The following is a 13,463-nucleotide window of genomic DNA, read 5'->3' as shown; positions in this document are numbered from 1 at the left end:
TTATTTCATATTCTAAAAAAATAATATAAAAAATAATTTAACATATAAAACATAATTCATAATAAATAACACATATATAATATACTTTAACAAAAACTATAAATACTTTTTATTAATAAAATTGTATTATCTGTAAAATAACACCTTGACAGAAAATTTGAATTGAAGTAAAATTTACAACATGCATCAAATTTAAGGTAAATCTTTTGTTATATGAATAAAAATACAAAACATACTACTTGTATCATAAATCATGAAGAAAGTTTTAAAAGAATCATTATAAATAGAAATTACAAAACAAAAAGATACTCTATAGATTTTTTTGTAGCTGGATATAAATATAATAATGGTAAAGATGTAATAGATTTATTGCTAAAAAATGAACCTATTAACTTTATACATGAAATAACAAATCCTTATGATAGATTTGCTATAGCTATTTATGATAGAAGCTTTGACTTTAGGCTTGGTTATGTTCCAAGTATCATTTCTCCATTAATCTCGTACAAATTAGAAGATAAAAGAAACAAAGTTCATGCTATTATAAAAAATGTTAAGCTAGATGCTATTGATGAATGTAAAATAGAAATCAGAGTATTTATAGATATAGCTAAGAAAAAGAAAGCTATATAATACTTGTTGCATATAAAAAAATATATGATATTATATATTTATGGTCAGTAAAGTTTCAGTAAAAACAGAAATAGAATTTCAAAAAGTAAAAGATAATTTTGTAAAAGAGCCTTTTAATTATGGTATTTATATATTAACAGGAAAAGAAAGGCTTTTCAAAAAGGCATTTGTTGCTGCTATGCATTCCGCTATGTTTCCAGACGAAGGAGACAGCGAAATGAATTACAGTGTTTTTTATGATAAAAATGATGCTGTAGGTTTTGCCCCATTAGAGGTAGCTGATACTCCCCCATTCGGTTCAAAATTAAGACTTATAGTTATTTATAAATACAATAATTTTCAGGAGGATTTTTTAGAATATTGTTCCAGTCCTTCTAAAACTGCTGTAGTTATACTTGAAACTGAAAGCAATTTAGATGAAGATCCATTATATAAATACTTTTCAAAGAAACAAAATGCTAATAATATATATTTTATAGATTTTCCGTTACCTGATGAGAGAGATTTTAGAGGATTAATCAATGCCTATATTACAAAACAAGGCAAAAAAATAGCTTCTGATGCTGTTGAATATTTAATCAATAATATAAATTTGGATTATGATTCACTTTATTCAGAGCTTGCTAAAATTTGTAATTATAACGATAAAGAATATTTGAATGTTGAAGATATAATGGATTTTACTTATGTATCTAAAAATAGAAATATATTCGATTTCTTAGATGCCGTTTTTGAAAGAAACAGAAAAAAAAGTTTTAGTATAATGCATAGATTAGATCAAGATGCTTCAAGCTCTTTAACTTTGATGATGAATAATTTTCTAGCAATATACTATATGAAAATATTTCCGCCTCAAACTACTTTAAATGAAATAAGCAAAATAACAAAGATTCCAGAATTTATCTTGAAAAAGAAAAAAAATTCATTGAAACTTTTTTCATTAGAAGAAGTTACTGACATAATATCTAAAATATCATATTTAAATACATTAAGCGTTACAACACCAGTAAACGTTTTTAAAGCCCGTTTTGAATTATTTTTGTTTACAATTACAAAATAAATTTATAAAAAAATAATCATCAAAACTTTAAATCAGAATATTTACAGTAAGCAAAAGCACTATAATTAAACATATTAATCATTCACATAAAAATAAATTAATATAAATTTAAATTTTTATTATCTGAAAGTTATATTTTTTTATTATATTATTACTATGAGATATTTTTAATTGTTTAAATATTTATTTAAAAGAATTTATACAAAAAAATTATATTACAATATAAATTTGTTTTGACAAATAATAGTTTGTTTTGTATAATATTTTACAAAGTTTTGGAGGACGGTTTTATGTATTTAGTAAATCTTATGGAACAGAAAGTTTCAAAACTAGCAGATTCATATTTAAAAGATAAAAATATTCCTGTTAATACAAATATGCGTATGGATATTATAGCATATACTTTAAATAGAGTTCAGCCTCAGTATGTTACAAGTGCCAGAGGAGTACTTCACAGCTATAATAAAGATCCTATACAAAGCAATACAGAAATATTAAGCATAATAGCCGATGCTTGTGAAAAAGTTACAAGAAGAAAAGAAAATACATTATTAGAATCTGTGCCTTCAATAGATGAAAGCGGTTATTATTTAACATACCCTAGTATAATGGGAAATATTACTGCTTCAAACAATTTTGAAAAAATTGATAATGCTTTAGTTTATATATTCTGCGAGGGTCAAATACTTCAAGGTTACGGAGTTAATTTCCCTAATCCTGCTATAGTATCAAGTAATGTACCTGGAAAGTTTATGTTCTGCTTTATGCCTAAAAAAGTGGATTCTAATAAAGAAGTTGATGTTAAACTTGATATAGTTATAGAATCAGAAAAATTTATGCAATATGAAAGTGTATTGACATTTAAATTAAAACCATCATATTATAATGCTGGAGACATGCCTCTATTCTCCATAGAAGAAGTTAATGATATATTATTAATAGAAAATCATAATATACCTAATAATAATTAATTGTTATATATAATAAAAATAATTATCATAGCCCTAGTATAATCTTTTAAGAGAAGTTAATGAGAGTAATTAGATTTATCGTATTTGCATGTTTTTTGATTATTTTTATTGTAATAGCAAATTTAATTCATAAAAACAGTACTTCTTATGAAGTTGTTACTATAACAAGTCCATTTACTTATAAAAACATAATAACCTATAGTAATAATGATATAAAAGCCTTAGCTTCTTTATCTTTTAAAGATTCATTAGATAGTTTATCTGAAATGTTTGATATAGATGCCGCATTTATAGGAAATAATATTTTAAAAAAAAATATAAAAATAAGAGAAGATGAAGCGGAATTAGTAGTCTTTACTCAAAATAAGAATATAGGTCAAATAACTATTAACAGTTCTAAAAATGTAGATGTTTTTTTGGATAATGTTCTAGATGGGCTTTCATCGAATAATATACGTTTAGAAAAGCATTTATTAGATGATGAAAATGGCGATATTTTAGCTGAAATATATACTCATCAAGCTGAAAGCTATAAAATAATTATTACAAAAACATATTTAGAAAATTCACAAAATTTATCTATAGACTATATAAATTTGAATACTATTTGATATATTTGTATTATTTGTATTAAATCTGTAAAAATATTATTTTTTTTCCTTGACAAAAAATTTACTTAATATTAATATTATCATTACTAAATGAGATTAATTATCAATTATAAATTATTTTTTTATTATAGGGAATTATGATTATGAATAATACAAGAAATACCATACAAAAACAAGTTATATTAAACGCTGTTAAAGAATTAAAAAATCACCCAACTTCAGAAGAAGTTTACAACTATATAAAGCCTAATTTCCCATCTATAAGTTTAGGCACAGTATATAGAAATTTAAATTTACTATCAGAAACTAAAGAAATACAAAAGTTATCAGTTATAGATGATGCAGTACGTTTTGATCATATCACAAATGAACATTATCATTTCCAATGCAGTAAATGTAAAAAGCTATTAGATATACCTATGGAATATCAAAAAAAGCTAGATGAATTGGTTGCAAAAGAATATGATGTTGAAGTTTTTAAACATGATATAGTATTTACTGGAATATGTAAAGAATGTAAAGATTCTTAATTTTTTTAATTATTGTAATCGGTTTTTTTACATTAAAAAATAATTTATTTATATTCATTTTGTTAATAACTGTATCAAAAAGTCTTGATTTTAGTACTTATATTTTATATACTATTTGTATAACATTTTAAATTTAAGGAATAATTATGTCAAAAGGCTATTTAGCTTTAGTGCTACATGCTCACTTACCTTATGTGAGACACCCTGAACATGAAAACTTTTTGGAAGAAGAATGGTTATATGAAGCCATTACGGAAACATATATCCCTTTATTAGATGCATATGATCGAATGGTTAATGACGGAGTAAATTTTAAAATTACTATGAGTGTAACTCCTCCATTAATGAATATGTTAGCTAATGAATTACTTCAAAATAGATATGTTAATTATATAGAGAAATTGATAAAATTATCAGAATTAGAGTGTGAAAGAACATCATTAGATCCTAATTTTCATCATACTGCCGAATTTTATAGAGATAAGTTCAGAAAGATTAGAGATATTTTTGTTTATAAATACAATAAAAACATATTAAATGGATTCAGATATTTTTTGGAAAGAGGAAATTTAGAAATAATAACCTGCGGTGCTACACATGGATTTTTCCCATTCATGCAGGAATATCCTAAAGCAATAGAAGCTCAGCTAAAAATGGCTGTAAAAACTCATGAAAAACATTTAGGAAGAAAACCTACTGGTATATGGCTTGGAGAATGCGGATTCTTCCCTGGACTTGAAAAACATCTTGCAAACAATGGAATTAAATATTTCTTTGTTGATACTCATGGTATTATGTATGCTGACAGAGTACCTAAATACGGTGTTTACGCTCCTTTATATTGTTCAAGAGAAAGCAGAGTTGCTGCATTTGGTAGAGATATAGAAAGTTCAAGAAGTGTATGGAGTGCTGAAGTTGGATATCCAGGAGACTTCAGATACAGAGAATTCTATAGAGATATAGGTTATGATTTGCCATTTGAATATATTAAAGACTTTATACAAAGCAATGGACTTAGAAAAAACACTGGTATAAAATATTATAGAATTACTGGTAAAGATTGTGCAAAAGAGCCTTATAATCCTGAATGGGCTATGGAAGCTGCTGGAGATCATGCTGGAAACTTCATGTTCAACAGAGAAAAACAGATTGAGTATTTATCTTCTGTTATGGACAGACCTCCAATAGTGGTATCTCCTTATGATGCTGAATTATTCGGACACTGGTGGTATGAAGGTCCTATGTTTATAGAATTCTTAATGAGAAAAATTCATTATGATCAAAATACAATAGAAACTATTACTCCAAAAGAATATTTGGAAAGACACCCAGTAAATCAGATATCAATGCCTTCAATGTCAAGCTGGGGTGCTAATGGTTACGGAGAAGTATGGCTTAATGGTACTAATGGCTGGATATACAGACACTTACATAAAGCTGCTGAACGTATGATAGAATTAGCACATGACTATTACAATGAAACTGGTCTTTATGAGAGAGCTTTGAATCAGGCAGCACGTGAATTATTACTTGCTCAAAGCAGTGACTGGGCTTTCATTATGCATACTGGTACTATGGTTGATTATGCTGTTAATACAACTAAACTATATGTAAAAAGATTTACTGACCTATATTATGCTATTAAAAATAGGGACTTAAACGAAGAATGGTTAAGTAAATTAGAATGGCGTGATGATATATTCCCAGAAATGGACTTTAGAATATATAGTTAAATAATTAATTAAGAAATTTATTCAAGAGTATGTATATTACAAAATATGCATACTCTTTTTTATATCAAGTATTTATACCTAAACAACTACATTTTGTCAGAAATAATTTTTTTGAATTTTAAATATCTGCAGGGCTTTGCCCCGCACCCCAGTTCTTTTGCGACCGTAGGGAGTGCCTGTGGTATTGGCACAAAGAACCAAAAAGACTGCATTTTTAGTCTAAATTTAGGTTATATTCCATATTTAATGAATATTTTTCAAATATAAAGTTCTAGCAATTGCGTTTTCGCGAAGCGTATCCGAGCTTGTTGAGGATATAGCTACTTTTTTGTGCGGCAAAAAAGTTGATAATTCTATATAAAGTGCATCAGTTGACAAACTTAAAAATTTTCAGTATATATTATCCAATATTGACGAATTACAATTAATTATGTTTTATAAAAAACAGTTTTATATTTTTAGTATAAAATAAGATTTTACTTGATTATATATTTTTTGTATACTATAATTTATATATAAAAATTTTTTTAAAATAAAAAATAAATATTTAGAGGTGTATAATGGAACAAGAGGTAAAAGCAAGAATTGATTCTTGGTTAAATGGTTCTTATGATGAAGAAACCAAAAAAGAGATTAGAGCATTATTAGATGCAGGTAATGAAAAAGAGTTAATAGATGCATTCTATAGAGATTTAGAATTTGGTACTGGCGGACTTAGAGGTATAATGGGTGTTGGTACTAATAGAATGAATAAATATACTGTTGGTGTTGCTACTCAAGGTTTAGCTAACTATATATTAAAACAAGGCGGAAGTGATTATAAAGTTGCTATAGGATATGATTCAAGAAATAATTCTGATGTATTTTCTAAAGCTGCTGCTGAAATACTTTCTTCAAATGGTATAAGTGTTTATTTATATGATGATATTCACCCTATTTCACTTCTTTCTTATGCTGTTAGAAGTTTAGGCTGTATTGCAGGAATAGTTGTTACTGCTAGCCATAACCCTAAAGAATATAATGGTTATAAAGTTTATTGGACTGACGGTGCTCAAGTTATTCCTCCTCATGACAAAAACATAATAGAAGAAGTATTGAAAGTAAAACCTGAAGAAGTAAAAATGGGAGATGCTTCAAAAGTTACTTTTATAGGAAAAGATATTGAAGATAAATATATGAATGATTTAATGGGATATTTAGTTAACCCTGATATCATCAAAAAACATCATGATATAAAAATAGTTTATACTCCTATTCACGGTTCCGGATACAAAATGGTTCCTATGGCTTTAAGAAAAGCAGGATTCACTAATTTAACAACTATGGAAGGAGCTCAGCCGCCTAACGGAAACTTCCCTACTGTTGAATCACCTAACCCAGAGAATCCTGAAGCATTAAAAATTGCTGTTGATAAAGCTAAAGAAATAGGTGCTGAACTTGTTATGGGTACTGACCCTGACTGCGACAGAATGGGCTGTGCTTTACTTACTAAAGATGGTTCTTATATGTACCTTACTGGAAACCAAATCGGTTCTATTATGGCTTATTATCTCATTACAAATAAAAAGAATGTTAAAAATCCATATATAGTAAAAACTATAGTTACTACTGAACTTGCAAGAGCTATTGCTGATGCTAATAATGTAAAACTTTATGATGTTCTTACTGGATTCAAATGGATTGCTGATGTTATAGAAAGAGATAAAGAAGGAACATATTTATTTGGATTTGAAGAAAGTTTCGGATATTGTATCAACTCTAATGTACGCGATAAAGACGGCGTTAGTTCTTGTTTAATGCTAGCTGAAGTACTTGCTTATTGTAAAGAAAACAATATGACTTTAGCTGATTACTTAGAAAGCATTTATGAAAAATATGGCTATTTCTATGAAGAAACTATTTCTATAACTAAAAAAGGTGCTGATGGTGCTAAAGCTATAGCTGATTTAATGACTTACTACAGAAACAATTTACCTAAAGAAATTTCTGGTGTTGAAGTTGTAAGCATAAGCGATTATGAGAAAAAAGAAGTTTATGATAATACTGGTAAAAAAATAAATGATATTACTTTACCTAAATCTAATGTTCTTCAGTACATACTTGCTGATAAAACAAAAATTACTATCAGACCTTCTGGTACTGAGCCAAAAATCAAATTCTATTTTGAAGTTTGTGTAAAAGAAAGCAAAGATAAGAGACTTGCAGTTGCTAAAGAAAAAGTAGCTAATTTCAAAAAGTTTATTAAAGAATAAAATAATAATTTATTTATATAATTAATAAATATCAAAAGCCTCATTATTTTAATGGGGCTTTTTGATATTTAAAGATTTATTCTAAATCCCGCCCTTTATTCCTTATTACTATTTTTTAATTTTAATATTAATTATCTTAATAACTTAATCAGAAATTTCAGCACCCACCCAAGTGCTGATTAGATTTTTAATGCATTTAACGCACGGTGAACTAAATTTATAATATAATAAAAATTCGAATTACAAACAAATATATATTTTTTAGCTTATTCTGCGTGCGGTTAATACACCATAAATTAAAAAAATCCTGGGCGGGCAGCTAAAATAACGGTTAAAATAGAAAAGAAAAAAGAATACAAAAATAACAGAATAGCATTAATAAACCTAAAGGGCGGGCAAATGTAATTAAAACTATATTAATCTTCACGTATTTTTATATTAAATCTATTTCTAAAACTAGAATAAACCGAAGGTATTATTATCAATGTAAACATAGTAGAAAATATTAAACCTCCGCATACAGCTATAGCTAAAGGTCTGTACATTTCACTTCCATTACCAACTTCAAATATCATAGGAAGCAAACCTAATATAGTAGTTAATGATGTCATAAGTACAGGTCTTAATCTTCTCTTACAAGATTCTAAAGCTGCATTGTCCCAGCTTATTTTTTTCTCAATAACTACCCTATTCATATAATCAATCAATACTATGCCATTATTAACAACTATACCAACAAGCATTATTATTCCTATACCGCTATAAACATTTAAAGTTTGCTTTCCTAAATATAAAAATACTAATGCTCCAAATAATGCAAATGGAACTGCTAAAGATATTACAAAAGGCGTAATATAAGATTCAAATTGTCCTGCTATAATAGCATATACAAATACTAAAGCCATTATTAAAGAAATAATCAATTGCATAAATGCTTCCTGCATATCCTCATAATCACCTGAAAAATTTACAGAAAACCCGCTAGGTATATATATTGTTAAGCTCTTTTCTAATATCATTAATAATTTCATTTATAGGTCTTCCAAAAGAACTTGCACTTATTTCTATTATTCTTTTATCATTTTTTCTATTTATCTCTGTCGGACCTGTAGCTTTATGAATATTAACAACAGAAGAAATAGGCACTATACCATTTGAAGTTGGTATCATCATCTTTTGAATAGTTGAAATAGTATCTCTGTTTATATCTTCTAAACGAACTATAATATCAGTGTCTACATATATAGAATTATTTAAAGTCATTTTGCTGGCTGTAGTACCGCTGAAAGATGTTCTTATAATATTAGCAATGGTGTTAATATTTATACCCATTTTGGAAACTAAATCTCTATTAATATCAAAAATAAGTTCATGATTCGAATCATCTTCTTTTACTAAAACATTTCTCACCCCATCAACTTTAGATGCAGCGGCTATAATATTACTTGCCACATCATAACCTCTTTCCAAATCTTCACCCACAAGTTCTATAACTATAGCACTATAATCCTTAGGCTTACCTAAAGCAACATTCTCAGAATTAAGTTCTATACGTCCTGGATAACCATTAACTCTGTTTCTAATCATCTCTATATAATAACTTATATCTAATTTTCTTCCTAATTCTCTATCAACTAATTTTACCCTAACCTCTCCATGATGCTCATTTCTCCCTGTTCTAACTCTTGTTTCATAATATTCCATATTGTTTCCAACAGCATCTTCTATATAATGCTCCATAGATTTCATAAACATATCTGTAAATTCTACTCTGGCACCTACTGGAAGTCTTAATCTTGAAATAATTGTTCCTTCATCGGATACTGGATATCCTTCTTTTCCTATATTAGTTAATAATAAAAATAATGATATGCTTAATGATAAGCCTATTAAAGCAAATGATTTCTTTTTATTTCTTATCACTATATAAAGTGCAGCTAAATAAAATTGTTCTATTTTACTATGCAAATTCTTATTAAAAAAATCAGATAATTTATTTAATATCAAATTCAATTTGCTTTGATTATTTAATTTTCTTAATCTTGAAGCTAACAAAGGAACTATAGTTAAAGCTACAAATAGTGAAGTGATTAATGAAATAGAAACAGTCATACATAAATCACTAAACATCTGCCCCATTTGTCCTTGAACAAAAAGAAATGGCAGGAATACGCATACGCTTGTTAAAGTAGAAGCTGTTATAGCAATAGATACTTCACTTGTACCTAAAATAGATGATTTTAAATTATTTATTCTAGTAGTTTTTTTGTCATAATTATATTTTGAATAATAATTATTATAATAAAAAATATTTTCTAGAACAACTATAGAATTGTCAAACATCATTCCAACACCTAGAACCAAACCTGAAAGCGATATTACATTTATTGTTATATCAAAGAAATACATTAATATAAAAGTACTTATAACTGATATAGGTATGGAAACACTTATAATAAATACGCTTTTTATATCCCATAAATAAAACATAAGAACTATAACAGCAAATAAAGCACCCTGCCAAACTGTATTTAATACATTGCGTATAGAATTATTTATTGTATCTGAACTGTTAAATAATATTTGATAATAAACACCAGCAGGCAAATTAATACTATCAAGTCTTTTCTGTATATCTCTTGATATTTGTATGATATTGCCTCCTGATTCTTTAGTTATAGCGACAGTTAATGCCTTGCTTCCATTTATACGAACTATTTCTGAATCATCTTCATAATCTTCATGAACATAAGCTATATCTCTTACTCTCAAAGGATAAATTCTATCTCTTAAAGCTATAACTACATCTTCAATATCTTCTACCTCTCTGAACTCTCCTGTAGTTCTTATATTATATTTGTATACTCCTTCATAAGTTTCGCCGCCTGCAATATTCTGATTTTCTAAAGCCAAAGTACGAACTATATCATTAATATTTATGGAATAAGCATTAAGTCTATTTAAATCTATATCAACACAAATAATTTTTTTTAATCCGCCCCTTATTTCTGTTTGGGCAACTCCGTCAACTTGTTCTAATCTTGTAAGTATTTGACTATCCACTAAATCATACAAAGAAGATAAATTATCCGTACCAAAAAAAAGCTATATTCATTATAGGTGTAGCATCACTTGAAAATTTTGATATATTAGGGTTTTCTGCCTCATCTGGTAAAGATGATCTGATCATATCTATAGCTTCCCTTATATCATCGGCTGCGGTTTGTAAATCTGTGCCCCAATTAAATTCTATTTCAACATTAGATTCAGACTCTTTTGATTTTGACTTAATGTTTTTTACATTATTAACAGAAGATACAGCACTTTCTACTATTCTGGTAACCGATTTCTCAACTTCTTCTGGTCCAGCATTCTCATAAGTTGTTTTTATGCTGATAATAGGTACTTCCATATCAGGCAAATAATTTATATTAAATCTTGAAATACTTATAAATCCAATTATGAACATGGATACGAGTGTAACAAATACTGTTGTCGGTCTGCTTACTATGACAGTAATAAATTTTTTCATTTTTATAAATTTAAATCATAAAAATATTTCGCAAATATGATATTAAATTCTAAAAAATATTCAATAGCATTTATTAAGAAAAAAACAACAAAAACTATTCTTTTTTATTATTTTTATCTTTATTATATAGCATTTTTACTAGGAAAACTAATGCAATAATTATTAATACTTTGATAATAATGCTAAGTATGCCATGAATACCAAAATGAGGTCCAAACAACATTGGAAAATCAAAATAATTCCTTGCATGTGGGTGAGCTGGGGGCATATGAAACATTCTGTCAAATGCCGGAGAACATGAACTCAATAAAAAAAGTGATAATATAGAAGAAATTATAAAAGTAAGTTTTTTTAACATAGTAGTTATCCATTGTTTTATTTGCTTTATTAGACGAAAAATTATAATAAAAGTTCCCAATAAATATTTATTTTTCATAAAAAAGTTGTATTATTATAATTAATATAAATAGGAAATAATTATGGAAATATTAGATTTAGAAAGAGCCGAATACGAATTAAACAAAGCATACAAATCAAACCCTACTCCTTGGGCTGAACATTCAAGATATGTTGCCAAAGCTGCAAGGATAATAGCTTCTGAATACAATAAAAAATCAACAAATAAAAAATTAGATGAAGACAATTCCTACATATTCGGACTTTTACATGATATAGGAAGATACACTGGTATAAGTGTAGAAAGGCATTTGATAGATGGATACAAATACTGCATTAATTACGGCTGGGAGAAAATGGCTCAAATATGCATAACTCATGCCTTTATGATACCAGATGTAAATACTGCAATAGGAAAATTTGATATGCCTGAAGAAGATTTCAACTTCATAAAAAATTTCGTTACCAATGCTGTATATGATGATTATGATTTACTTATTCAATTATGCGACAGTCTTGCATTGCCTTCCGGATTTTGTTTGCTCGAAAAAAGATTTATAGATGTTGCCTTAAGATACGGAACATTTCCGCAAAGTGCATTGAGGTGGAAAAGGGTATTTGAAATAAAAGCATATTTTGAAAGTGTTATAGGAACTTCAATTTACAATTTACTTCCGAACATAAAAGACAATATTTTCTAAGTATTCGCCTATACCCTTACTTCGTTGCGGGTACACTTCGTGCGGGCTTCCCGCACAGCACTGCAACCCATTAAGGATAGACATCTATATACGACAGAAGTAAGTACTATAAAGTATGCAGATGACTACCCAACAAACAAAAAATTATAAAAATAATAAGAACATAATTTAATAAAATTCTCTACTTATATCAGTATAATCTAAATTATATAAATTACTTTCTCTAGGCTTCATTTTATATAATGGTATTCTTATACCATATTTACTTTTCAAAATACTTGCAATTAGTGCAATATTTTCATCTTCAGCATTCATACCAAAATAAATAGCCTTAATTGGTAAATAAATATACTCTTCTTTAGTATCAGCAATAATCCTATATTCATATTCATATTTCCAATCTTTGTATTTTAAATAAAATAAATAGTTTTATCAATAAAAAGAATTAATATATAAATAATTTAATCATATAGCAATAATTTACTGATTAAGTCTAAGCAAATCTATTTGTTCCACATTCATAGGCGATTGATTATAAATATAATTGCATTCTTTACATAAAGGTACTATATATATCGTATCATGAGAATAATTAGGATAAACATGAGCTCCAACCTCAGCATCATTATTACATGCTAAATTAGAGCACTTTTGAAATTTTCTTTCTTTTTTATCTTCCCAATACTCTTTCCAAGTATTATAACCACTTGGTGGATTTTCATTTGAAGTTCCTATTTTATTATATACTGTAATCATCATAACTCCTTTGTAATTTATATAAATTATAATAATGTAATAATTTTATTTAAACATCTTATAGTTCCTTTTTAATAACCTTCTATAACCCTCACTTCATCATCGGCCAAATTGTATAAAGAATACACAATCTTATCAAAAGATTTCCTCACTTCATGAATACTGCAATTAAACAGAATAACCATTTGTAAAGATAATCTATATCTTAAAATTAAGGGGCTGTCCTAGATAACTAAAAAAGCTCCTTTTGTGCTAAATTATATATAATTTCTAATTGTTTTTCAACTT

11 protein-coding genes and 1 pseudogene are annotated in these 13,463 nt (G+C 27.2%); 8 read left to right on the top strand and 4 right to left on the bottom strand.

The window, feature by feature from the left end; all coding sequences use genetic code 11:
* Positions 1–213: 213 nt before the first annotated feature.
* The 7 genes from Q0K52_RS05400 (at position 214) to Q0K52_RS05370 (ending at position 7,790) form a co-directional block, all read left to right on the top strand.
* Positions 214–633: an HIRAN domain-containing protein gene (locus Q0K52_RS05400; RefSeq protein ID WP_297297265.1), complete on the top strand. Its 420-nt coding sequence runs from the start codon at positions 214–216 to the stop codon at positions 631–633.
* A gap of 40 nt (positions 634–673) precedes the next feature.
* Positions 674–1,693, top strand: coding sequence for a DNA polymerase III subunit delta (holA, locus tag Q0K52_RS05395; protein WP_297297263.1), 1,020 nt, complete (start codon positions 674–676; stop codon positions 1,691–1,693).
* 290 nt (positions 1,694–1,983) lie between these two features.
* Positions 1,984–2,664: a late competence development ComFB family protein gene (locus tag Q0K52_RS05390; RefSeq protein WP_297297261.1), complete on the top strand. Its 681-nt coding sequence runs from the start codon at positions 1,984–1,986 to the stop codon at positions 2,662–2,664.
* A 59-nt stretch (positions 2,665–2,723) separates the two neighbouring features.
* Positions 2,724–3,275 carry a hypothetical protein gene (locus tag Q0K52_RS05385; protein ID WP_297297259.1) on the top strand — a complete coding sequence of 184 codons (552 nt, stop codon included), beginning with the start codon at positions 2,724–2,726 and terminating at the stop codon, positions 3,273–3,275.
* A 143-nt stretch (positions 3,276–3,418) separates the two neighbouring features.
* Positions 3,419–3,805, top strand: coding sequence for a transcriptional repressor (locus Q0K52_RS05380; protein ID WP_297297257.1), 387 nt, complete (start codon positions 3,419–3,421; stop codon positions 3,803–3,805).
* 146 nt (positions 3,806–3,951) lie between these two features.
* Entirely contained in the window at positions 3,952–5,538 is a 1,587-nt protein-coding gene (locus Q0K52_RS05375; RefSeq protein ID WP_297297255.1) for a 1,4-alpha-glucan branching protein domain-containing protein, read from the top strand.
* Between the two features lie 560 nt (positions 5,539–6,098).
* Positions 6,099–7,790 carry a phospho-sugar mutase gene (locus Q0K52_RS05370; RefSeq protein ID WP_297297252.1) on the top strand — a complete coding sequence of 564 codons (1,692 nt, stop codon included), beginning with the start codon at positions 6,099–6,101 and terminating at the stop codon, positions 7,788–7,790.
* Between the two features lie 416 nt (positions 7,791–8,206).
* Here the strand turns inward: Q0K52_RS05370 and Q0K52_RS05365 are convergent.
* A pseudogene (locus Q0K52_RS05365) lies at positions 8,207–11,322 on the bottom strand (efflux RND transporter permease subunit).
* Positions 11,323–11,416: 94 nt separating this feature from the next.
* Positions 11,417–11,680: a hypothetical protein gene (locus Q0K52_RS05360; RefSeq protein WP_297297251.1), complete on the bottom strand. Its 264-nt coding sequence runs from the start codon at positions 11,678–11,680 to the stop codon at positions 11,417–11,419.
* 121 nt (positions 11,681–11,801) lie between these two features.
* Between Q0K52_RS05360 and Q0K52_RS05355 the strand changes: the two genes are divergently transcribed.
* On the top strand, positions 11,802–12,419 hold the full coding sequence (locus tag Q0K52_RS05355; protein ID WP_297297249.1) for an HD domain-containing protein: 618 nt from the start codon (positions 11,802–11,804) through the stop codon (positions 12,417–12,419).
* 168 nt (positions 12,420–12,587) lie between these two features.
* Here Q0K52_RS05355 and Q0K52_RS05350 read toward each other — a convergent pair whose 3' ends face one another.
* Both Q0K52_RS05350 and Q0K52_RS05345 read right to left on the bottom strand, forming a co-directional pair.
* The gene (locus tag Q0K52_RS05350; protein WP_297297246.1) at positions 12,588–12,734 is read right to left on the bottom strand and encodes a hypothetical protein; all 147 of its coding nucleotides are present in this window, start codon (positions 12,732–12,734) and stop codon (positions 12,588–12,590) included.
* A gap of 165 nt (positions 12,735–12,899) precedes the next feature.
* Positions 12,900–13,175 carry a hypothetical protein gene (locus tag Q0K52_RS05345; RefSeq protein ID WP_297297244.1) on the bottom strand — a complete coding sequence of 92 codons (276 nt, stop codon included), beginning with the start codon at positions 13,173–13,175 and terminating at the stop codon, positions 12,900–12,902.
* Positions 13,176–13,463: the final 288 nt, after the last annotated feature.

Source organism: uncultured Brachyspira sp. (assembly GCF_944390845.1).
GTDB lineage: Bacteria > Spirochaetota > Brachyspiria > Brachyspirales > Brachyspiraceae > Brachyspira > Brachyspira pulli.
This window is presented reverse-complemented; position numbering and strand designations above follow the sequence as displayed.

Excerpts from the sequence above, each read along its gene's own strand:
- Q0K52_RS05360 (WP_297297251.1), bottom strand. The coding sequence starts at position 11,680 with ATGTTAAAAAAACTTACTTTTATAATTTCTTCTATATTATCACTTTTT.
- Q0K52_RS05400 (WP_297297265.1), top strand. The coding sequence starts at position 214 with ATGAATAAAAATACAAAACATACTACTTGTATCATAAATCATGAAGAA.
- Q0K52_RS05380 (WP_297297257.1), top strand. The coding sequence starts at position 3,419 with ATGAATAATACAAGAAATACCATACAAAAACAAGTTATATTAAACGCT.
- Q0K52_RS05355 (WP_297297249.1), top strand. The coding sequence starts at position 11,802 with ATGGAAATATTAGATTTAGAAAGAGCCGAATACGAATTAAACAAAGCA.
- Q0K52_RS05385 (WP_297297259.1), top strand. The coding sequence starts at position 2,724 with ATGAGAGTAATTAGATTTATCGTATTTGCATGTTTTTTGATTATTTTT.
- Q0K52_RS05370 (WP_297297252.1), top strand. The coding sequence starts at position 6,099 with ATGGAACAAGAGGTAAAAGCAAGAATTGATTCTTGGTTAAATGGTTCT.
- Q0K52_RS05390 (WP_297297261.1), top strand. The coding sequence starts at position 1,984 with ATGTATTTAGTAAATCTTATGGAACAGAAAGTTTCAAAACTAGCAGAT.
- holA (WP_297297263.1), top strand. The coding sequence starts at position 674 with ATGGTCAGTAAAGTTTCAGTAAAAACAGAAATAGAATTTCAAAAAGTA.
- Q0K52_RS05375 (WP_297297255.1), top strand. The coding sequence starts at position 3,952 with ATGTCAAAAGGCTATTTAGCTTTAGTGCTACATGCTCACTTACCTTAT.
- Q0K52_RS05350 (WP_297297246.1), bottom strand. The coding sequence starts at position 12,734 with ATGAATGCTGAAGATGAAAATATTGCACTAATTGCAAGTATTTTGAAA.
- Q0K52_RS05345 (WP_297297244.1), bottom strand. The coding sequence starts at position 13,175 with ATGATTACAGTATATAATAAAATAGGAACTTCAAATGAAAATCCACCA.